Origin of the sequence: Bacillus carboniphilus, from assembly GCF_020524035.2 — a bacterium.
Taxonomy (GTDB): domain Bacteria; phylum Bacillota; class Bacilli; order Bacillales; family JAIVKR01; genus Bacillus_CC.
This window is the reverse complement of sequence record NZ_CP129013.1, coordinates 2596435-2616200: the sequence shown is the minus strand read 5'-3', so window position 1 is coordinate 2616200 and position 19766 is coordinate 2596435. Positions and strand designations below refer to the sequence as shown.

The following is a 19766-nucleotide window of genomic DNA, read 5'->3' as shown; positions in this document are numbered from 1 at the left end:
TGGAACAGAAAATAATTGAAGTCAGGATGACAATGATGCAAAAACAAGTCCAATTAAAAATAAAAGAAAAACATATAAAAAAATATCGAAATGGTTACCCATTGATTAAAAAAGATGACATTGAAAACCTTGAATCGTTAACGAACGAAGGAGCGATCGTAAACGTAGTGGCCTCAGATGGTCAGTTTATCGGTAGAGGCTATTATGGAAAGCAAAATAAAGGGTACGGGTGGATCCTCACGAAACAAAAGGATGAACAAATAAATGGATTGTTTTTTGAGAAGAAGATCAAAGCAGCCATTAAAAAAAGAGATACCTTTTTTAATGATCAAGAAACAACCGCATTTCGTGTTTTTAATGCAGAAGGTGATGGTATTGGTGGCTTAACCATCGATTACTTCGAGGGCTATTACGTCATCCAGTGGTATAGTGAAGGGATTTTTCGTTTTAAGGAAGAGATTTTGTCTGCTTTAAAAAGGTCCGTTGGCTTTAAGGGGATTTATCAGAAAAAGCGTTTTAATACGGGCGGAAAGTATATTGAAGACGATGATTTTGTCGTTGGAGAAAGAGCAGAATCACCAATGATTGTGAAAGAAAATGGTGTTAACATCGCTGTTTATTTAAATGAAGGGGCGATGGTCGGCGTCTTTCTTGATCAACGCGAGGTTCGAAAAAAAGATTTTTGATCAGTATGCGAAAGGAAAGACGGTTTTAAATACGTTTTCTTATACAGGTGTTTTTTCTGTTTTTGCTGCTTTAGGAGGAGCGAAACAAACGGTTAGTGTCGACGTGGCGAATCGAAGCAAACCAAAAACCATCGAACAATTTAGCGTCAATGGAATTGATTATGAGGAGCAAAAAATCATTGTCGAAGACGTTTTTCACTATTTTAAATACGCGGCGAAAAAGAAATTGTCCTATGACTTAGTCATTATAGATCCACCGAGCTTTGCAAGAACGAAAAAAATGACCTTTAGTGCCGCAAAAAGATTATACCAACCTGTTAAAAGAAGCCATTGATATTACAGAGGATGATGGAGTAATCGTGGCTTCCACCAACTGCGCGCAGTTCGACATGCGTAAATTTAAATCTTTCATCGACCAAGCATTCAAAGACAAAAACGTGAGCATATAAAATCATCGAACAATTCTCTCTACCAGAAGATTTTGCTACAACAAAATCATTTAAAGAAGGAAATTATTTAAAAGTGGTATTTATTGAAAAACAAACGGACCGAGTATGATTTAATACTCGGTTTTTTGTCGAAAGAAAAATAAGAAGGGTAAAAAGGAGTATGTTAAGGTAAATAGTGAGAATAGTTTAAAAAGGAGTGTTTATTCTTGGCTTTTCTTAATAGTATGGGATGGTTTGTAGTAAAGTTATCGCTTTTGTTAGCTATCTTTGTCCTAGTGTCGTATATTGTTCACATTTTATTGAGAAAGTGGCTTCAGGTTGATAAAAGATTTTATTTTTGGGGTTATAACCATTTAAATGAAGAACATAAGAAAGTGGACTGGACTATAAGAATTTCTTCCATTGTGCTTATAACCCTAGGATTGATTATTAACCACTTCATTAATCCTCTGAAAGTTTATTGGTTTTTAGAGCCCTATACCATTATATTTGTGTTTTTGATTGTATCAGAAATAGCGAGAGCGATCATGGAGTGGAAATATGTAGAGAATAAGAATAACGCCCTATTTACTATAATGAATTTACTGTTTATGGTTATCTTTGTTGCTTCCATGTTTATTACTGGATTTTTTGGTTTGTTTTACCCAATTCAATTTCCAGAGGTGTAGGCTAGCGGTAAAAAAACTGTGATTCTTGCTATTTCCCTTTGAATAATTTAAAAGACATCCACGTTTCTGATTCTCAGAGAAATGAGGGTCATCCATTGTAAAAACAACATTCTACAAAATGCTAAACAGGAAAATGTTTACTTATAAACCTTTCAGAGATAAATTGAACCGCAATATATCGACTGTGGAGTAGTGAATCACTTCCTCATACTTGATAGAAAGAGAATTAGAAGATAAAAAAAGAGTATGTTAAGGTAAATAATGAGAATAGATAATAAAGGAGTGTCTACTATTTTTTTAAATATAGTTTTGTTACCAATTATATTTCTAGTGGTCATGTTAATTCTCATTATACTATTGTGGTATATGTTTCATAAGCTTTTGACAAAGTGGCTTAATATTGAAAAAGATATTCGTTCATATGGAGATGACCATCTAAATGAACGACATAAAAAAGTGGATTGGACAATTAGAATCATTACTTTTATGCTTATTTTTCTAGGATATATTTTAAACTACGAGATCGACCCACGCCACAACTATTGGTTTTTAGAACCGGTTTTTCTATTTTTTATATATATAATTTTCTCTAGTATTTTACAATCTAGGTTGGAGTGGAAATATATAGAGAATAAAAACTATGCTCTTTTTACAATCCTCCAACTATTGTTTATGCTACTATTATTGGCACTAGGCACTACTTTTCTTCATTTCATTTTCGAGATTATTTGAATACTCTTAAAGTCCAGAAGCATAGGCTCAGAGCTAAAAACAACTGAGATTTTCTGTTTTTTCATTCATCAGTGCATGTGTATTCCCATCTGGATCTTTGAGATAGGACAACAAGTTTCTGATTCACCCATATTAGCGATGAGATTTATCTAGGATTGTTACTTTCTTAAACCCTCTCATTCTAAAAATCTGCTACTATGAAAGAAGAGAGAAGAGGAGGTAGAAAGGTATGTGGAAAACGACATCTGGTCAGTTTCGTTTGGCAGGAATGATAGAAGGACTTTCTTACTTAGTATTGCTTTTCATTGCCATGCCGTTAAAGTACTTTTTTGATATTCCAGAGGCTGTTTCCATTGTTGGGATGGCCCATGGTGTTCTTTTTGTTATTTATATGATCATGATCTTCTGGGTGACAATAAAAATTCGTTGGCCGTTTCGTTGGTTAGCGGGAGCTGTCATTGTCGCCTTAATTCCATTTGGCTATTTTGTCTACGATGCTAAGCTGATTAAAAGCAATGTAATGAATGACACAGTGATATAAAAAACTTGATGAGAAAAAATGAATATAAATAGTAACATTACCAATTATAACATTTGAAATGTTAAATTATTTGCTTAACTTACACCAACTATGGAATAATTAGCAAGCTAAATGGGGGGAAAAGCAAGCAAAAATGTATACTATTTTTTGAAAAAGGGAGACACTCTATCAGAAATTGCAAAAGCACATAATGTCAGTGTTGATAAATTAGCGAAACTAAATAAGTTAGAAAATCCCAATCTATTGATTAAAAAGGATAAATCAGATAAAAAGCATGCTTGGCTCTAGCCAAGCATGCTTTTTGCATTAGGAGTGACATAATTACAAAGCTTCTTTCACGATTCTTTTATAATAAAGCACCGATAGAAATCCGAAAATTGAGTATAGTCCTGTATAGATAAGCATCACTAAGATCATAGGTGTCCAAAGGTCTGAACCGAATAAAAACCAGCCTGACTTTATGGCAAAATAACCATGGAGAAGGCCAACCACTAGAGGAATACCAAAATTAAATAGTTGCTTGCGAATGATTCCCTTCAGTAGGTCTGTTTGGGTAAAACCGAGCTTTCTTAAAATCGTATAGTTAGGTTTTTCATCTTCCGCTTCATCCATCTGTAAAATAGAGGATGCATCCTGAAGTAATGAGGAAAGTTAGTCCTAAAAATCCGACAATGAACATGACTAGACCCAATGCTCTTTTTTGTTCATTCTTCATATTAAGCTGCGACTGGGCTTCACTTGTAAACCTTTGTTCGTTAAATAGCGCATTTGCCTTTTCTACCTGATCTTCATCTTCTAACTCAATTCCAATATAAGTTGATGATTCAAGCTGTATTTCTGGGTCAAGGTCTTCTTTTAATAATTGAAAAATCTTATCATCCACAATGGCTACGGGTGCTATTCCTGGTGAAAAATAAGAGGATAAGTAATACTGATGTTTAATGCCATTGTAATGTTGAGAAAGCGTATGATCTTTCCCCTTTAATTCAACATCACCAGATTTTTTTTAAAGGAAATAAATTTTCTAATAAATCATTATAGCCTGTTAAGACAAGCTCTTTTTCGGTTACGTCTACTCCGTTAAGATCTTCATCACTAATAATAGGAGTCGGTAAAAAAGGTTCTTTTTCAATCATTTCCATCTTTTTTTGTCATAATTGCTTCTACATTCATATACGTTTGAATGACCTCTATGTTTACCTCATGAAAGTTGATCTGATTTTCTTGCAGATCTTCTTTAAATTGTTCTGCCTCCTCTTCGCTAACGAAGGAAAAATGATCAGGAACTGCTCGCTCCGCTTCTTTATCTGAAGAGTAATAAGCAATATAACTTAACGACAATAATCCAATCGCCAAGGCTGATATCGTCGTAATAATCGTTAATAAAAAGCTATTGGATTTCATTCGAAACATAATGGACGATAAAGAAGTCACATCTTGTACGGATAGATGACCGTGTTTTCGTTTGCGTACTAAATGAAAAATAAAGCTAACCGACCCTTTATAAAATAAGTATGTTCCAATAATGACTGAACCTAAAATGGTAATCATGGTGAAGAATAGAGCGTTTTGGGTGGCAAAATCGCCATCAAATAAAATAGTCGACAAATAGTAACCTAAACAGATTAAGCCTATTCCTAACACCCCAATTACGATATCAATCCAAGATAATCGTTTTACCTTTGCTTGGGTTGACGAATTAACTCTAAACAAACTCAGTATACTTTTACTCTTAATAAATAGGTAGTTTAAAAGCATCATAACGATATATATAAAGGTGAAAACAATAAGCGTTTGGAAAAATGCTTGATAAGAAAAGTGAAGCTGGGCAATATCTTCTACACCCGTTACTCGAAATAAAATCATCATAATTAATTTGGAAATAGAAAATCCAAGAAAAACACCAAGAATCATTGAACTGAAATAAAGAACAAAGTTTTCAGCACTTAATAATTGAAACACCTTTGATTTAGTAATTCCGATAAGCTGCAAAAGGCCGATCTCTTGACTGCGTCTTTTTATAAATAAACGATTGGCATATAAGAGAAAAACAGTGACAATGACAATTAGAAGAATGGAACCTGTCTTTAGTCCAGCGGCTCCTTTAATGCTTCCTTTTGTTTCGTCTAAGGCAGGATCGTATTGCAAGGTGACAAAGGAAAAATAAAGGGCGGCACTAAAGGTGAGCGCAAAAATATACAAATAATAGTTTTTGAAATTCTTTTTTAAGTTCTTGATTATCAGTCTATTAAGCGTCATCTTGCACCCCACCCAAAACAGCTTGGGTCTTTAAAATGTCATTAAAGAAGCTTTTTCTCAATTGATCTCCTTTATTTAATTGCGTATAAATTTGTCCGTCATTTATAAAGATCACTCTCGTAGAATAACTAGCGGCTACGGCAGAATGTGTAACCATCACAATCGTTGCTTTATATTGTTGGTTTAATTCACTTAGTTTATGAAGTAGGTCGGAAGAGGACTTTGAGTCGAGTGCTCCCGTCGGTTCATCTGCGAAAATCAAACTAGGATTGTCAATAAACGCGCGTGCGGCTGATGTTCGCTGCTTTTGTCCACCTGAAAGCTCATTTGGATATTTATTTTTCAATTCCTCAATACCAAGCGATTGAGCTAGTGAAGAAAACCGTTGCTCTGCTTCTTGTTTGGATACTTTCGTTACCGATAAAGGCAAGAGAACATTCTCCTTTACGGTTAACGTATCAAGCAAGTTGTACTCTTGAAATATAAACCCTAAGTGATTTTTTCGAAACTCTGCCAGTTGTTTCTCCTTCATTTTTGTCATTTCCGTTCCTTCTACTAAAATGGAGCCGTCGTTTACTTTATCAATCGAAGAAAGCACGTTAAGTAACGTGGTTTTCCCTGATCCTGAAGCGCCCATGATTGAGACAAACTCCCCTTTTTGAACAGATAAGTCAATTCCCTTTAATACTTCTTGTTTGTTGAATTTATTTCCAAAACTTTTATGGATCTTTGTTGCTTGTAAAATAGTCATCTTTCTAACCCCTTTTGTTATAGTATAGTTCACATTATAAGAGGAATTTTTTCACTCTTCCTTCGAATGAGCGAACAAATCAAAAAAGCAGGTGACAATTTTGTCACTTGCTCCTAATCAACGTAAACTCATTTCGTTTTGGAAAGGTTAAAACAACGGTTGTTCCAGCTTCGACTTTAGATCGCACCTTAACATTAATATGTAAGGAGTCTGCTGCTTTCTTGGTTAAATATAATCCCATTCCCGTAGATTGATGGTTTTGGTGGTTTGTTGTTGAAGTAAAGCCTTTTTCGAAAATACGTGGCAAGTCTTTCACATCAATTCCTTGACCCTTGTCTGATATAATAAGCCTGATATGACCGTCATAAAGGTCACTTTTAATAAAAATATCATCATGACGGCTATATTTCACTGCGTTTGTTAAAAGCTGTCTAATGATAAAGCCAAGCCATTTCCCATCACTAATGACGTCTGCCTCTTTTAAATCAAGATCAAAACCAATTCCTTTTTGAAAGCACCATGATTGCAGAAATTTGATTTCTTGATGAATGGTCTGCTGTAAATTGACCTTTTCCATAAAGAGGTCGTTTTCAATGAACGTGATTCTTTTTTGATGAATTTGTTGATCTAGTAAAAGATGAACTCTTAGCCATTCATACGTTAGTTGGCTTTTAAGCTGTGTATCTTCGATTCGTTCAATTAATAAGTGTAAAGAAGTAAGGGGTGTTTTCACCTCGTGCACCCATGAAAGTAATTCATCTTGTTCTTGTTCAAGCATGCTTTTTTGTTTTGTTATGAGCGATTTTAGCTGTACTTCTTGCTCTTCGAGTTTTTCTTTGACGATCTTTTCGAATGAGCTTGTAGGTTGCACTTCTTCTATAAGGTTACTAATTTCTGTCTCACTTAACTGCTTATAAAATTTAGTTTCCTTGAAGTATCGAAAAATGACGAAAAGACTAAAAAAAATCGTGACTAAAAAGACGATGTACAAATACGATTGTAAAGGAATCGATGAATCTACATAAGCAATAAACAGAATGACAATATGCGTGAAAAGGATAAAGGCAATCCAGCTTTTTCGTTCTAGTATGTATAGCTTAATCATAGAGAGAGTCCTCTTCTGTTAATAAGTATCCTTGCCCAACTTTTGTTTCAATAAATGGATCTAGTTTTAGCTCTTCTAAACGTTTTCGTAGACGATTGACGTTGACCGTTAAAGTATTATCGCTAATAAAACGATCATCATTCCATAAGCTATTCATTAACATTTCTCTGCTGACAATCTTGTTTTTATGCTCAAGTAAAACTTTTAAAATAAACATCTCATTTCTCGTTAACTCAACGGAACCTAAGCTATTGGTGACAAGGTTTTTCTCAAAGTCAATCTTTGCTCCTCGCCACGTCTTAAGGGCGATCTCATCAGTATTATAATTATACGTTCGCCGTAAAATCGCTTGTATTTTTGCGATCAATACATCAAAGTGAAAAGGTTTTTGAATATAGTCATCTGCTCCAAGCTGCATAGACATCACCATATCCATCGGGTGATCTCGTGAAGATAGAAAGATAATCGGAACGTTTGAATGACTACGAATCATTCGACACCAATGAAACCCATCGTATTTAGGTAACTGAATATCAATAATGACGAGTTCAGGTTTGATTTCTGTAAACTCAGTCATGACTTCTTCAAAATTCGTAATGCCGTGGACATCATAATCCCATAGTGATAAGCGGTTTTTAATTTCTGAATATAAAGAAATATCATCTTCAATTAGTAGTAGTTTAAACATCGAATCACCAAGCTTAAGTAGAGTTATTTGTTTATTTTACCATAATGTGGCGATCTATGTAGGGCACTTGTCTAATACGTTAATTAATAAAAAATGTTCTCTATTTGGTTGTATGTACGTTCATTACAACTTAATTAATCAAATAATTTATCGAAATCATTTGCAGAGGTTACGTCTACAACTCCACTCGTCTTTAAATCTACTGCATATCTTCCGTTAGTTGAAGAGTGACCGGATACTAGAGTAGAATACCTTACAACTATGTAGTGATTAGCGACTCCATCATATTCTACAAAATGATTTTCATCTTCCTCTAATTCCTCTTTATTACGTAAATAAGATTCAACTATGGATACAGCCTGCTGCTTTTCTATTTCTGTTGCTGTATCTTGGATTTCCTGACTCGCACCTAGTGTACTAGAAGTGTTTTCTTGTTGTTGATCATTATATTTATCCGAACTTGTTTCTTCTGGGTTATTAGTTTCATTGTTGAATGAGTTTTCATTTGATATAGCCGTTTCAACAGCTTCTGTACTTTCTTGATTAACCGCCGTAAAATCAGTTGATTCAGTTTGGGATGTTGACTCTATAGTAGAATCTGTGTTTGAAACGTCATTTCCTGTACCTGAACAGCCCCCCGAGGATTATAACGAGTAAAAGTAGAGAAGTATAAAAATAATACAACCTTTTCAGTCCTATCATTTGGTAATATCCTTTCTAAAAAAATTTAGACGAGCTCTTTTTCATCTAACATGCTTTCAATTTTTGTCCACATGATAGATGCAATGCTATATTCATTGCTAAGTCACCTAGTTTAATAGGGCTTTTAAAAAAGAAACCCCCTCTCCAATTAACAAATCAACAATATACAAAACAATTATCCCTCCTTGAATAATTAACCCTACCCATCTCGTCCATGTTGGATCTCTTAATGCGCTTATTAAACCAAGTAATGGCGAGAATACTAGTGTAACAATGATATAAATGGGAACACCATATCCGGGTGGGAGGCTGTTTAGTAAAAACTCTATTCTCGTCATATAGGCGAGTGGAATAATTAACATCAGACTGTAAATGACAATCAAAGGATATTTAAAAATGTTTAGATTTCTTTTGACCTCATTTAGAATCCCTAACATGGGGCTAATCACAATAATCGGAGTTAAATTTGGGATTTGATCATAAATGAGAATGTAGGTTGATAGAAGTCCGATCAAACAGAGATAGCCAATACTTAAAGCATGAGCATTTAGGTTTTTCATCATTAAGCACTCCATTCTCAAAAAGTTTTCACCCATAGTGAGGGTATAAGCACTAGTAAATGATTTTTACTTATTTTAACATAAAATTCGAGAGGGTTATTAATAAATGAGGGTAATCATGTGAATTAATTAAATCATTTAATTTTTAAATGTAAAAAAATGTACTAAAACTATATAAATAGTCCTGATTTATCATGAACTCTATTATTAATTGTAAAAAAAACACTTATATTCTACCATTTATTATATCTTCAAATTTATTTATACTTAATATTGAGAATTTTTTCATTATTTATATTTTAGGAGGTTATCATTTGAATAAGAAGAAACTATTTTCTCTAGCTATGGCTAGTGCTTTAAGTGTTGGTACGTTAGTTGCCCCAGTTGGTAGCTATACTGATGCTTTGGCGAAAACTACATATTCACAAGAAACGGAATCACACAAACACACGAAAGGGCCTTTTGATTTAGCGATTGCCAATGATGAAAAGCTGATTGAAATGCTGAAAGAAGAAGGGAAAGTATCCAAGGATGCTTCAATTGAAGAAGCTGAAGAAGCGTTGCAACAGTTTTTAGAGGAAAAGCAGGAAGGCATGAAAGACGAAGGCTTAGGTCAACTTCATGAACTTGAAGGAGAGCTAAATAAAGAACAAAAGGAAAAGATGGACAAGCAAGAAAAAGTTGTGAAAGAAAAAGCGAAAAAACGTGGTGGAGTTGCGCCTGTGCAAGAAGAAATTTTTAATGGTGAAGTCAGAAAGGACAATGTATTAGTTCTTCTTATTGAGTTCCCTGACTATCCTCACAACTCCATTCAACCTGAAGATACAGACATGTATTATGAAGACTATGTAAAAGAGCATTATCAAGAAATGGTGTTTGGAGAAAATGGTTATACTGGGCCAAACGGTGAAACGCTTATTTCTATGAAACAATATTATGAACAACAATCCGGAGGAAGCTATACGGTCGATGGACAAATCGGTGGTTGGTATACAGCTACTAAGCCTTATGCTGAATACGGCGGTAACGATCCAGAACGCGGCGACAATGACAAAGATGCACGTTCATTGGTTCGTGAAGCGTTAGACGCAGCTGCACATGACCCAAACCTTAATTTAAGTGATTTTGACCAAGAAGATCGATATGACTTAGATGGTGATGGTAACACTCGTGAGCCAGATGGACTTGTCGATCATTTAATGATTGTCCACTCTGCAGTTGGTGAAGAAGCAGGTGGAGGTTCCATTGGATCAGATGCTATATGGTCTCATCGCTGGAACCTTGGTGGAATTTATCCTATTGCTGGAACTACTTCTCCTTCTGACAATTGGGGTGGAATGATGGCCGCATACGATTATACGGTTCAGCCTGCAGATGGAGCAGCTGGTGTTTTCTCTCACGAGTATGGTCATGATTTAGGTCTTCCTGATGAGTATGATACGCAATATACTGGACAAGGTGAACCGGTAAGTTATTGGTCCATTATGTCTAGTGGTAGCTGGGCAGGACAAGTTCCTGGAACAGAACCTACAGGGTTTAGTCCGTGGGCAAAAGAATTTTTACAAACGTCTATGGGTGGAAACTGGATGAAATACGGTGAAGTAGACATTGATGACCTTGATAAAAGAGGTTATGAATATTTCCTAGACCAAGCCAATACAAAAGGGACAAATCTAGATGCTTTACGCGTTAATTTACCAGATAAGAAAATCGAGATTAATACGCCTTTTAGTGGACAATATGAGTATTATAGCCAAAAAGGTGATAATCTTAATAACTCTATGACGACATCCGTCGATTTAACGAATGTGACGAATGCGAATCTATCATTTAAAGCATGGTACGATATTGAGAGTGATTATGACTATGCTTCTGTTCAAGTACTAGAGGGTGATGAGTGGACAAGCATCCCTGGGAATATCACAACAACAGAAGATCCTTTTGATATTAACCCTGGACATGGAATTACAGGTAAATCGGATGGCTGGATCGATGCAACGTTTGACTTATCAAGCTATGCTGGGAAAGATATTGAATTACGAATCAACTATTTAACCGATGGTGGCTATATGCTAGATGGTATTTTCGTTGATGATGTTGTGATTACAGGAGACGATCAAACTCTCCTAAGCGACGATGGTGAAAGTGATACGGTCTTTACTTTTGATGGTTTTGAGAAAAGTGAAGGATTTGTTACAGCGAAAAATTACTACCTACTAGAGTGGAGAAGTCAAAATGGTGTCGATGCTGGATTAGGTCATATTAAACGTGGTAATAGCTTGATGAGCTTTGATCCAGGTCTCATTGTTTGGTATGTAGATAACTCTTACACGGACAACTGGGTTGGTAATCATCCTGGTGAAGGCTTCCTAGGAGTAGTCGACGCAGATCAGAAAGTATTAAAATGGAGCGATAAATCAATCGCACAAACACGTTATCAAGTTCATGACGCTGCTTTTAATAACAAAAAAGGGAACAAAATGTATTTGGATTACGTTGATATTAATGGTCTATTCTTAAAGGATAACCATGTGAAAAAGAAACGTGTATTTAAAGATAGCAAATCTTATATGAGTTCTAAAATTCCTGATGCAGGTAGACTCCTTCCTGAGTTAGGCTTGCATGTGAAAGTATTAGACCAAGCTAAAGATGGTACGGTTGGTAAGATCGTCGTATATAAGAAATAATGAAATAAAAAAAGGCTGTCCTGAGTAAAGGGCAGCCTTTTTGATAAGAGGAATTGCTTAGTTTCCTCCCTGATGGTTATACATTTACTTTCATATCTTCTTCTTTATCTTTTCTAAGTTTAGGTAAAAGAAAGCGATCGACTCCGTAATAATAACTTGCTGATCCAGCAAACAATAAAATCATCGCTAACGTATATAAAATTGGGTTTGTACTAGTCGTACCTGCTAACATAAAGTTAAGATTCATGAATGCGCCTGCCAATAATGCAGGAATCGTTAAAGCACCAAGGATTAACCCTAAGCCCACAAGGAACTCCCCCCATGAGACGAGAAAATTAAATACCCCGACATTTGGTAAGGCCACATTCTCTAGAAAAGAAGCGTACCAACCTTGTACAGCAGGATGTTCACCAGTCGATTTTCCAATCGCTCCTTTTAAGTAACCGCTTGCATCAAACTCTCCAGTGATCTTTTCCCAACCAGCTGTCAGCCATTCATAGCCTAAATAAAGTCGAACCACTGTCCATACAATGGCCATTTGAGGTCCTTTCAACCAACTCATCATTGATCTCTCCCTTGCATTTTATTTTCTATCTACTTAAATTATGGTAATAACAAAATATGATGTCAATGAAAGGGATATTAACGTTTGATGAATTTTAAGTGAAGAAAATGAAAAGATAGATTACTAGTTCCAAATAACAAATGACTACATCGCAAATCGTTTAAATACTGTTTTTTGAAAATTCCTAACTGTTTGTTGTGTTTCTCAAGTATATAGTGTTTACTATTATTATAGAGGAAAAGGTAATTTTAGAAAGGGGCGGTTGTTTGAAGAAAGTAATATTGGTTATAACTTCTATTTTTTGGTAATAATCGCTACTTTTTTGTTTCAAAGGGCAGTACCTTCAACTATTTCGGTAAGTGAACTTGAAGAATTTGAGGAAAGAAAAATGGTTACAAATGATAAGGTGAGCAAGATCGATGTTGAATTAGGATCAGGGAACATTCAAGTCTATCCTAACGATAAAGAAGAAATCTTGATTGAATTCAACTGTAAAGGAAAAAAAGAGGTGATTGAAGATCTCACTTTAACAGTGGATGAAGTTGGTGATCAATTAAAGATATCGGTAAGTTCTGACCGGTTATTGAAGATTTTTACTTTACGAGAAGCAAAATTAAACATGGCTTTACCTGATAGACTATATAAACAAGTTAAAATCAATAGTGCTAGCGGGAATGTCAAAATAGAGTCTCTCAAAGCTGACGATGTAGTGGTCGAAAATTCTTCGGGAAATATTTTGTTAAAAAATGTGATAAGCCGCTCTAGTCAACTGCATTCTTCTTCTGGTAACGTTAAGATTGACCATCTGATAGGAGACCTAACTGTTGAGTCTAGTTCAGGGAATGCGGAGATCATCTTAAAGGAAATCGATCAAACTATTGAAGTGGATTTGTCTAGTGGGAATGTCTTTCTGAATGTAGAGGAGGAACCAACTTCATTAAACTTAGACTTCAATTCTTTTGCAGGAACGGGGAATGTTGATGTGCAAATGGATTATGAAATAAAAAGTAGCAATCGAATTAAAGGTACGCTTGGATCAAGAGAAAATGAGGTTAAAGTAAACATCAGTTCTGGGAACTTTGACTTTAAGGTGACAGATTGATGAATAAAGGAAAAGCTCCTGATCGAAGAAAGCAAATCGCCCTATTTTGCAGAGTAATAAAGTATAAAAATCTGTCCTTATTCGGATGGTGTTTTTATTATTGTCTAGCTCCAGCGCCCAGCGACGGGTAGCGCTTTCGATGCACAGGAAGTGCTAGCAACAACGTTGCCCACAGGACGTGGGCGTCTTTAGTTGATGTTCCATGTCTCTACGATAAGTCAACGGAGACGCCTCCAGGAGGGAGGTGGATCTACGTTTGCTCGCGCGACGTGGCAGTAGTTAGTAGATCCTCCGCTTTCCGGCTTTTCGTGTTTCCTTTATCTCATGCGGCGATGCCCAGGACGGGCTAGCGTCAACGTTAGTCACAGGACGTGACTGTACTTAGTTGACGTTCCTTTGCACCTGCGTCGCTAGACGGGCGCTTGCGCTTTTCTTAAAAGATAAGAATGTATAAACTTTGTCCTTTATAAGAAGGTGCTAACATTGCTGTCTAGCTCCAGCGCCTAACCACTCGAGGTCATAAGTCACGTAGAACAAAAGATAAAGAACATCTTTCTTTTCTCCGCGCCTTATGCTTGTCGTGGCTGAGCAAGGCGCTTGCGCTTTTCTTAAAAGATAAGAAAGTATATAATTTCGGGTCTACCACAGTCTTAGAAACTGTGGTATTTTGATGTCATGGAGAATAATATATTAAAACAAATTTTCTTTGATAAACATAACCATTGGGATCACTTTCAAAAGAAACATGGAGCTAAAATCCGTCCAATAGTAAGAAAGGAAATAGAGAAATTCAGAGGGTGTGGGAATCCCAAAAATGGATTTAAGCTATTTGTTTGTGAAGGTTGCCATGATGTCAGGAAGGTTCCGTATCGTTGTAAGGGGCGATTTTGTACCACTTGTTCAGTAGGAGAAAGCGAAGAATGGAGTCGACTACTAACAGAAGAGGTCTTACAGGTGAATCATCGTCATGTCATCTTTACAATTGATGAAGGACTGCGTGATGTGTTTTTGCTTCATCGCCATCTGTTAAAAGATTTGATGGACGAGGCGTCGATTAATCATGGATTTTTTCAAAAAGAAAGCGAAAGTGACCCCTGGAATCATATCAGGCTTACATACTTTCGGATCCAGAGTGAATTTCAATCCCCATGTACATATGCTAGTGACGATGGGAGGTCTTACGAAAAAGGGGGAATGGAAACGTACGATTATCTGCCATTTGAAATGTTAAGAAAGCAGTGGCAGACCGTGGTGTTAAAGTTCATACGCAGAGGTGTGTCAGAAAAAGAAAAGAAGAGAATACAACCTCGATTACAACAGGCGTTTCACAATAATGGGAAGGGCTTCTATGTGCATGCGCCAAAACAGGAAGGGAATGTAAAAGAACAACTTCGCTATATTGGCCGTTATATTCGTCGACCTGCGATAGGACTGAATCGGATCGAGGCATATGACGGACAAAAGGTAACCTTTACGTATCATGATAAGACAGACGGAAAAGAAAAGAGAGAAACGATCAGTGTAGAGGAATTTATCTCTAGGCTTATTCGTCATATCCCAGATGAACAGTTTAAGACGATTCGTCATTATGGGATGTATTCAAGGAGATGCAAGGGCTTGAGTAAAAAGTCTTATGTCAATGGCAACAGAAAGCGAAACGCTGGATAGTGAAAGCAAAGAAAACAATGCGCCGTCAGACATGGAGGGAACGAATCGTATCAAGTGGTAAGAGAGACCCTCTTATTTGTGAAAAATGCCAGTGTTACTATGAATACAAGGGAGAAGTCTGTCTTGAAAATGGTAGACTAGAAATCAAGGTGGCCTTGTGTACCACGACAAGAGCCTATTTAGAAAGGGTGATTCATCATTTCACCAGTATCGAAACACCGAAAAAAGGCAAGAAAAAAAAAAAAAAATGGCCCAATCAAAACAGAGCATCAACTTTGTTTGTTTAGTGTGTCATGAAAAAGAAGAGATTCCACAACAAGTGGTAAGAGATTTTGATTTAATGGATGGAGGTGATCCAGCCGTCCCCCCTATGTTCTCCTGTGAAAAATGTGGAGAAGACATGTATCCTGAATACTATAAAGGTATTCATGGGAAGGAATACAGGATTGAGGATATTCTGAGCACCAAAAAGGACCAGGTGTGATTTTTAATCACACCTGGTTTTTCTTAATTGATTGTGATGTCTTCTAATCGCCATTCTCATAATAAGTACCCTTGTGGAATCTACCTTGATGTCAATCTTGTTTGTCCTCATTCTACATACATCATGGATCTTAACGATCTTATTAACAAAAGACATATATAGTATGTAAACGAATAATAACCAAGCAAATCTGAAAGGTTGCTTGGTTATCATGTAATTAATCAGGCTTCTTTGGATTTGTTATTTTTCCTTTTTTACGCAAATAATAGGTGACTGCAACGGTTGTAAACCATACGAGCCCTAAAATAAAAATGAGAATGTTAAAGGTCGTAATGTTCGCATAATCCACTCTTGCGAAAAAGTAATAAACAAAAAATAGCAAAATTAGACCATCAAAAATGTCGAGTTTTTTCATGAACCTTCCACTCTCCTCTCTCATAAAGTAATCTTACCATAACTTTCATTTTTGCTTTTTCTTCTGTTTTATTTGTATACTAACAGCACAACCAATTGATTCGTGGTGATTTCATAGAAACGTCATTTTCATGTTAATCATTTGATGACAATATAGAATATAATAATGTACAACTATGTGAAATATGTCACTAAATATATAGGGAGTTAGCAAACGATGGATGAGTTAAAAGCAATCGCCAAACAATATAGAGGGACGAAATTTCTATTAACAATCATGGCTATTATGACAGGTTTAGTTGTTGTCGGACAAGCGTATTATATTGTCTCTATTGTAGATGCAGTATTTTTAAAAGGGAAAACCATTGTAGATGTTTCCTTGCAATTATGGATTTTATTAGGTTTATTTGTAGCAAGGGCTTTGCTTACCTTCGTTAGTGGAAGAGTGGGTGTCAAAATGGCAACGAAGGTGAAAATAGACCTTAGAGAAAAGCTTGTACACCAGTATGCAAACAGCCCTTTGCAAACCTTTATTCAAGGTCAGTCTGGTGAAAAGGTCGGCGTCATGTTGGATGCTGTCGATGAAGTTGATTCTTACTTTAGTCGTTATATTCCACAAGTCAATCAAACGATGATGGTATCACTAATAGTCGTTGTAGCGGTGTTTTTTGCTCATGTTCCATCAGGGCTTATTATGCTTGTAACAGCACCATTTATTCCTCTATTTATGGCGCTAATTGGAATGAAAACAAAAGAGAAATCTGAAGAACAGGTTAACCAACTTACCGCCTTTTCCGGAAGATTTTTAGATCAATTACAAGGACTTGTTACTTTAAAATTATATGGCCGGTCTCATCAGCATAAACAAAGATTAAAAAAGCAAAGTAATGATTTTCGTGATCAAACGATGGAAGTGTTGAAAACAGCGTTTTTATCTTCGTTAACGCTAGAATTTATCTCGATGTTAAGTATCGGTATTATTGCCCTTGAGCTTGGACTTAGGCTCGTCGTTTTTGATAGTATTTCTTTTTTTACTGCCTTTTTTATTTTGATTCTTGCGCCTGAGTTTTACGTCTCGCTTAAGGATTTAGGAAGTGCTTTTCATACAGGAAGACAAAGTTTAGGTGCTTCAAAAAAGATTATGGAAGAGTTAAATAAATCTGTTCAATCTGTTGCGTGGGGAGAGGAAAAGCTGCCTCAACAAAAAGAACCACCAACAATCGATATACATGAGGCTGAGTTCTCTTATGGTGAAGAGGGCTTTACGTTAAGGAAAATAAATCTTCATTTTTCCCCATATGAAACAGTGGCGATCGTTGGACCAAGTGGTTCAGGGAAGTCGACGCTTCTTCATATGATCGCGGGTCTCATTGAGCCGCATCATGGTAGGCTTGAAGTTGCAGGGAATTCTTTGTATTCCTATAAAGAACAAGATTGGTTTGAACAAATTAGTTATATTTCTCAAGAACCCTTTCTTTTTTCGGGCTCTCTTGCAGAGAATATTGCTATTGGTAGGCCAAACTCATCAAGTGAAGATATTAGAGTAGCAGCTCAACAGTCAGGACTAACGGATCTTATTGAATCATTAGAAGATGGTCTTGATACGCAAATCGGTGAGGGAGGTCAAGCCCTTTCTGGTGGAGAGAAGCAGCGAGTGGCCTTGGCGCGTGCCTTTTTAAAGAAGCCATCGATTATTTTGTTTGATGAACCAACGGTGGGGCTAGACTTACGAACGGAGCGTATCCTTCAAGAGTCAATTAAAGAGCTATCTGAAAAGTCTACCGTTATTACAGTGGCTCACCGCTTGCATACGATTAAAGACGCAGACAAAATTGTCTTCTTAAAAGAAGGGACGTTAATCGCAACGGGAGATCATGATGAGCTTCTTGAGAAGGTCAAGGACTATCAAGAAATGGTGCGAATTCAGCAAGGAGTGATGGAGCAATGAAAGCATTAATGCCTATTGTAAAGCTTCTATTTATCGAAAAAAAAGATATTTGGCTTTCGGTTTTTCTTGGTTTTTTAGCAGGAATCTCTGCAGTTGGGCTTTTCTCAGCGAGTGGTTATATGCTTTCAAAAGCGGCTTTAGAAGTTCCTTTATATGCTTTAATGGTGTTAATTGCTTCGATTAAACTCTTTGGTGTACTAAGGGCCGTTAGTCGTTACGGTGAACGGTTATTTTCTCATCGAGCGACGTTTACGATGTTGAGTAATTTACGGGTGGCCTTTTATGAGAAACTCGAACCGATTGCCCCGCGTATTTTTCAAACGTATCGAAGTGGCGATTTGTTAGCCCGAGTCGTAGGGGATGTCGAAAGCTTACAAAACTTTTTTTTAAGAGTGGTTTATCCTCCTATTTTAGCCATTTTTATTTTTATCGCAACGATCCTATTTACAAGTTTTTATTCGATTTATGTAGCCCTCATTTTACTAGTAGGTTTAATCATGACAAGTTTTATTGCTCCGGGTATTTTAGCCGTTAATCAAACAAAAGTGAGTCAGCATGCTCGCCAGAACCGGGGTTTATTCTCAACAGAGGTGACAGAATGGTTTTATGGTTTCAGAGATTTGAAGATTCACCAGAAAATTGAAGAAAAGCAACAAAAATTAATGGGTCATGCCCATGATTATGTTAAACAGCAAGAAAAACAAGGAATACAGTTAGCCTTTAATCAATCGGTGAATGCGATGATCTCATTTATCGTAACGTGGGTAGTTTTAGCCGTATCTGTTTATTTAGTAAGCACGGACCAGTTAGATGGAATATTTCTTGCGATGATGGTTATGCTCTCGTTAACGGTGTTTGAAAATGCCACACCTATGGCGCTCATTCCGGTTTATTATGAAGAGAGTAAATTTGCCGCAGAAAGGCTAACTTCCATTCCAAATGAAGAACAAAAACCGACTCAAAAGCTCGATACTCAAAATCAAGCTATAGCCATATCAATCAACAATGTGGAGTATCAGTTTCCAGGTCAGAAAAAAAGCATTTTGAAAGGAATCAATCTCGACCTTCTGGCAGGCTCTAAAACAGCGATTGTCGGTCCAAGTGGTTCTGGGAAATCGACGTTGCTACAGCTTTTAATGAAGCTTAGTCTTCCTTCAAGTGGACAGCTTGAGTTTAATGGAATTCCTTCTGAGCAGCTTGAAGAGGCTTCTTTTTGGAAAGAAATTAACGTAGTACTGCAAAAAAACCATTTCTTTTATGGAACGGTTCGTGATAATTTACAAATAGCAAAAGACAACCTATCAGATGAAGAACTTACCGAAGCATTACGTATAGTCAAGCTGGGTCATTTTTCTCTAGACAGTCAGGTGTTAGAAAAGGGTGAAAACTTATCTGGTGGAGAAAAACAACGGTTAGCCATCGCAAGAGCTTTTTTGAAGAAATCCCATACTTGGTTTTTAGACGAACCAACTTCCTCAATAGATGCCATAACCGAAAAGCATATGTACGATCATTTGTTTGAGTATGCGAAAAACGATACGCTTGTATTAGTCAGTCATCGCCTAACCGGACTAGAAAAGATGGATCAAATTGTCGTGATGGAAGAAGGCGGAATTGTTGAGAAGGGTAGTTATGAAGAGCTGATGGAGGCTCAAGGCCATTTTTATCAACTGAAGCAAATTGAGAAAGGTGTTCTGTTTTCATAAAATGAATTTTATACAGGCTGTTGGTCATAATTTATTGATCAAAAGGCCTGA

The 19766-nt window shown here is 36.4% G+C and carries 15 protein-coding genes and 3 pseudogenes; 11 read left to right on the top strand and 7 right to left on the bottom strand.

Annotated features, from left to right (window positions below; translation table 11 throughout):
• The first annotated feature begins 35 nt into the window (after positions 1-35).
• From LC087_RS13335 to LC087_RS13315, 5 genes and pseudogenes are all read left to right on the top strand, one after another.
• Positions 36-1244: pseudogene (locus tag LC087_RS13335) on the top strand (class I SAM-dependent rRNA methyltransferase).
• Between the two features lie 97 nt (positions 1245-1341).
• Entirely contained in the window at positions 1342-1803 is a 462-nt protein-coding gene (locus LC087_RS13330) for a DUF4181 domain-containing protein (protein WP_226543076.1), read from the top strand.
• A gap of 261 nt (positions 1804-2064) precedes the next feature.
• Positions 2065-2535, top strand: a complete 471-nt coding sequence (locus LC087_RS13325; RefSeq protein WP_306019637.1) for a DUF4181 domain-containing protein — start codon at positions 2065-2067, stop codon at positions 2533-2535.
• Positions 2536-2764: 229 nt separating this feature from the next.
• On the top strand, positions 2765-3076 hold the full coding sequence (locus LC087_RS13320) for a DUF3817 domain-containing protein (protein ID WP_226543078.1): 312 nt from the start codon (positions 2765-2767) through the stop codon (positions 3074-3076).
• Positions 3077-3187: 111 nt separating this feature from the next.
• A complete protein-coding gene (locus LC087_RS13315; RefSeq protein ID WP_226543080.1) occupies positions 3188-3364 on the top strand; it encodes a LysM peptidoglycan-binding domain-containing protein in 177 nt (58 codons plus the stop codon).
• 33 nt (positions 3365-3397) lie between these two features.
• On the opposite strand, the pseudogene LC087_RS13310 reads toward LC087_RS13315, so the two are convergent.
• The 5 genes and pseudogenes from LC087_RS13310 to LC087_RS13290 all read right to left on the bottom strand — a co-directional run bounded on the left by LC087_RS13310 (position 3398) and on the right by LC087_RS13290 (position 9141).
• A pseudogene (locus tag LC087_RS13310) lies at positions 3398-5335 on the bottom strand (ABC transporter permease).
• Positions 5325-6086, bottom strand: a complete 762-nt coding sequence (locus tag LC087_RS13305) for an ABC transporter ATP-binding protein (RefSeq protein ID WP_226543085.1) — start codon at positions 6084-6086, stop codon at positions 5325-5327. Before LC087_RS13305 ends, LC087_RS13310 begins: the two are co-directional and overlap by 11 nt.
• Before the next feature lie 103 nt (positions 6087-6189).
• On the bottom strand, positions 6190-7191 hold the full coding sequence (locus LC087_RS13300) for a sensor histidine kinase (RefSeq protein ID WP_226543087.1): 1002 nt from the start codon (positions 7189-7191) through the stop codon (positions 6190-6192).
• Positions 7184-7879 carry a response regulator transcription factor gene (locus LC087_RS13295; RefSeq protein ID WP_226543088.1) on the bottom strand — a complete coding sequence of 232 codons (696 nt, stop codon included), beginning with the start codon at positions 7877-7879 and terminating at the stop codon, positions 7184-7186. Before LC087_RS13295 ends, LC087_RS13300 begins: the two co-directional genes overlap by 8 nt.
• An 809-nt stretch (positions 7880-8688) precedes the next feature.
• A complete protein-coding gene (locus tag LC087_RS13290) occupies positions 8689-9141 on the bottom strand; it encodes a hypothetical protein (RefSeq protein ID WP_306019636.1) in 453 nt (150 codons plus the stop codon).
• A 314-nt stretch (positions 9142-9455) separates the two neighbouring features.
• Here LC087_RS13290 and LC087_RS13285 point away from each other — a divergent pair, with 314 nt between their 5' ends.
• Positions 9456-11828, top strand: coding sequence for an immune inhibitor A domain-containing protein (locus LC087_RS13285; RefSeq protein ID WP_226543091.1), 2373 nt, complete (start codon positions 9456-9458; stop codon positions 11826-11828).
• Between the two features lie 76 nt (positions 11829-11904).
• On the opposite strand, the gene LC087_RS13280 is transcribed toward LC087_RS13285, so the two are convergent.
• Complete coding sequence (locus LC087_RS13280) at positions 11905-12390, bottom strand: DoxX family protein (protein ID WP_226543092.1); 486 nt, start codon at positions 12388-12390, stop codon at positions 11905-11907.
• Positions 12391-12655: 265 nt separating this feature from the next.
• Here LC087_RS13280 and LC087_RS13275 point away from each other — a divergent pair, with 265 nt between their 5' ends.
• From LC087_RS13275 to LC087_RS13250, 3 genes and pseudogenes are all read left to right on the top strand, one after another.
• A complete protein-coding gene (locus LC087_RS13275) occupies positions 12656-13495 on the top strand; it encodes a DUF4097 family beta strand repeat-containing protein (RefSeq protein ID WP_226543093.1) in 840 nt (279 codons plus the stop codon).
• 675 nt (positions 13496-14170) lie between these two features.
• Positions 14171-15460 (top strand): annotated as a pseudogene (locus LC087_RS19920) (IS91 family transposase).
• 22 nt (positions 15461-15482) lie between these two features.
• The gene (locus LC087_RS13250) at positions 15483-15647 is read left to right on the top strand and encodes a hypothetical protein (protein ID WP_306019610.1); all 165 of its coding nucleotides are present in this window, start codon (positions 15483-15485) and stop codon (positions 15645-15647) included.
• 217 nt (positions 15648-15864) lie between these two features.
• On the opposite strand, the gene LC087_RS13245 is transcribed toward LC087_RS13250, so the two are convergent.
• On the bottom strand, positions 15865-16062 hold the full coding sequence (locus tag LC087_RS13245; RefSeq protein WP_226541307.1) for a hypothetical protein: 198 nt from the start codon (positions 16060-16062) through the stop codon (positions 15865-15867).
• 216 nt (positions 16063-16278) lie between these two features.
• On the opposite strand from LC087_RS13245, the gene cydD reads away from it, so the two are divergent.
• Positions 16279-18009: a thiol reductant ABC exporter subunit CydD gene (gene cydD / locus LC087_RS13240; protein WP_226541305.1), complete on the top strand. Its 1731-nt coding sequence runs from the start codon at positions 16279-16281 to the stop codon at positions 18007-18009.
• A complete protein-coding gene (gene cydC / locus LC087_RS13235; RefSeq protein ID WP_226541303.1) occupies positions 18006-19715 on the top strand; it encodes a thiol reductant ABC exporter subunit CydC in 1710 nt (569 codons plus the stop codon). The genes cydD and cydC overlap by 4 nt, the downstream gene beginning before the upstream one ends.
• The last annotated feature ends 51 nt before the right edge of the window (positions 19716-19766 follow it).

What these genes read in the sequence shown, in the direction of transcription:
- LC087_RS13295 (WP_226543088.1), bottom strand. Translation starts at nt 7,879, where the DNA reads ATGTTTAAACTACTACTAATTGAAGATGATATTTCTTTATATTCAGAA.
- cydC (WP_226541303.1), top strand. Translation starts at nt 18,006, where the DNA reads ATGAAAGCATTAATGCCTATTGTAAAGCTTCTATTTATCGAAAAAAAA.
- LC087_RS13245 (WP_226541307.1), bottom strand. Translation starts at nt 16,062, where the DNA reads ATGAAAAAACTCGACATTTTTGATGGTCTAATTTTGCTATTTTTTGTT.
- LC087_RS13315 (WP_226543080.1), top strand. Translation starts at nt 3,188, where the DNA reads ATGGGGGGAAAAGCAAGCAAAAATGTATACTATTTTTTGAAAAAGGGA.
- LC087_RS13305 (WP_226543085.1), bottom strand. Translation starts at nt 6,086, where the DNA reads ATGACTATTTTACAAGCAACAAAGATCCATAAAAGTTTTGGAAATAAA.
- LC087_RS13280 (WP_226543092.1), bottom strand. Translation starts at nt 12,390, where the DNA reads ATGAGTTGGTTGAAAGGACCTCAAATGGCCATTGTATGGACAGTGGTT.
- cydD (WP_226541305.1), top strand. Translation starts at nt 16,279, where the DNA reads ATGGATGAGTTAAAAGCAATCGCCAAACAATATAGAGGGACGAAATTT.
- LC087_RS13290 (WP_306019636.1), bottom strand. Translation starts at nt 9,141, where the DNA reads ATGAAAAACCTAAATGCTCATGCTTTAAGTATTGGCTATCTCTGTTTG.
- LC087_RS13325 (WP_306019637.1), top strand. Translation starts at nt 2,065, where the DNA reads ATGAGAATAGATAATAAAGGAGTGTCTACTATTTTTTTAAATATAGTT.
- LC087_RS13300 (WP_226543087.1), bottom strand. Translation starts at nt 7,191, where the DNA reads ATGATTAAGCTATACATACTAGAACGAAAAAGCTGGATTGCCTTTATC.
- LC087_RS13320 (WP_226543078.1), top strand. Translation starts at nt 2,765, where the DNA reads ATGTGGAAAACGACATCTGGTCAGTTTCGTTTGGCAGGAATGATAGAA.